Here is a 1,932-nt window from a genome sequence, read left to right on the forward strand (position 1 = left end):
CTGAAGTCGGGCAAGCTCTTTTTCCATCCGAGCGACTGCTTGGGGCGTGAGGCCATTGACCCGTTTGGGCTTGTTCGCCTCGACCAGCTGCGCCTGCGGTGTCCCCGCGAGGATTGCCGAGATGTAGGCGACAGAGTAGTTGTTGGCGTTGACCATGAGTTCGGCGGCTTCGATCTGGCGCAAGGGGATCATCTTGCGCAGTGTGGTGAAAACGGCCAGCGTGCAAGCCTTGTCCTTCAGGATCGCGACAGCTTCTGGGCAAATGCCGTCGAGCAGCTTGACTTTTCGTTTGATGCTGCGCGGATTGAGGTCCAGCGCCGCCGCGATTTTATCCTCCGGAACACCGCGCTCTATAGCCTTCAGGATCATCCGGTGCTCCTGAATGGCAGCGATACGGCTGACGCGCTTGTTGTAGGTAAATGCCTCGTCATCGGTCGACACAAGGCATTCGACGTGCTCCCGACCCAGATCCTTCAGGACTTCAATCCGGACATGCCCGTCCAGCAGTAACCAGCTGCCACCGACATCCCCATTTCGTGCAACCACTGGCGGCTCGACCAATCCGATCTCGCGGATCGACGCTGTGATCTGGGTGTATTTTCGGCTGGATTTGATCGATTTGCTAAGGGCGCGGACAGGCAGGATGTCCGCGACCGGGATCGTGACGCAATCGCTTTCGAAGCCGAGCTGAACCTTCTTGGTCATGGCGCAGCTCCCTCAGTGATAGAGTCCTGTAGGTAGTCAGGCATCGTTTCCAGACCTTCCGCCCGGAGTAGCGTCACGAAATGGTCGTCCTTGAGGAGAGTTCGAATTGCCTGACAGATGAACAGGAGACGCCCTTGCGTCAGTTCCGCTTTCTTGATCAAAAACTTCTGACGGTCGGCTTCCTTCTGGTAGGCACGCACCAGCGCCTCACTTGTCAGCGGCCGCCGGTTACGGCCCTCGCGCCCGTATTGTTTGGGATGGATTTTCTTTCCACGCACCTCGCGCTGTTCGATCAGGCGTCGGGCTGCGGCGAGTTTCTTCCCTCGCAGTTTCTTCTGCGTGTAGGCATCCATCAGCGCTCGCTGTGCGCCCTCTGTATCGGTTTTCGATATATCGATAGCGAGGTTGAGGGGGAGCAAACCAGTTTCGACGGCCATAACCAGCCGCTCTTCACCGCGCTCCAAAAGGCCAGCGATCATGCCGACATAGTCCGGCGAGACACCGATCTTATCGCCGATTTGGCGGTCGTTGTAGCCGCGCTCGCGAAGCGTGCCGATCTCGCGCATTAGATCGATTGGGTGATGCTGGCGACGCGCGCAATTCTCAACGAGGCTCATCACGAGGCAGTCGGTCTCATCAGCGTCAATCACAATCGCCGGAATAGCTTTCTGTTTCAGCTCTATGAAGGCCTCGAGCCGCCCCTGGCCGCAGACGAGATCATACTCATGCGGATCTGTATCGGTGCGGCGGGTGACCGTGATCGGGCGCTTCAAGCCGATCTTGGCAATGTTCTCCACCATGTCGGCAAACGTCCTCGGGTTACGGACCCGCGGGTTGAGAACCCGAATGCGGTCGGTCGGAACCAGGGTGACTTCTGTGGGGTGTTTTTCTTCCGTGCTATTGGCCATCATGCCACCTCCGTCACCTTCGCCCGCCCAGCGAGGGCGTAGAAATCTTCAAGTGTCTCAGTTCGATAGACATCGAGCCAAAGCCCGTTCTGCTCGGCCATCTTCAGCCGAGCGCCGGTTATGTCGATGCTGGGCAGAAGGTAGAAATCGCGCGGGGCGTCGTTGGTTGCGCTCATCCTCACGGCAATCGTGATGTCCGGAACGAGGCCGGTGTCGAGCCGGATGTGCCAGCGCAAGGAGCCAGCTGCCGTCGTCTGGCAGCGGGCCAGAACGACCGACACCGTGAATTCGTCATTCACGCGCAACAGCTGCGTGTCGC

Annotated in this window: 2 protein-coding genes and 1 pseudogene; all 3 read right to left on the bottom strand. The window is 58.8% G+C overall.

What is annotated here, in order from left to right; genetic code table 11:
• The coding region (locus E1297_RS02330) for a plasmid partitioning protein RepB C-terminal domain-containing protein (RefSeq protein ID WP_155133402.1) at window positions 1–705 on the bottom strand (705 nt) is incomplete at its 3' end.
• On the bottom strand, window positions 702–1,616 hold the full coding sequence (locus tag E1297_RS02335; protein ID WP_196223145.1) for a plasmid partitioning protein RepB C-terminal domain-containing protein: 915 nt from the start codon (window positions 1,614–1,616) through the stop codon (window positions 702–704). The genes E1297_RS02330 and E1297_RS02335, both read right to left, overlap by 4 nt.
• Window positions 1,613–1,932, bottom strand: a pseudogene (locus E1297_RS49005) (recombinase family protein); the annotation flags it as partial. The pseudogene E1297_RS49005 and the gene E1297_RS02335, both read right to left, overlap by 4 nt.

Source organism: Roseibium sp. RKSG952, assembly GCF_009711355.1.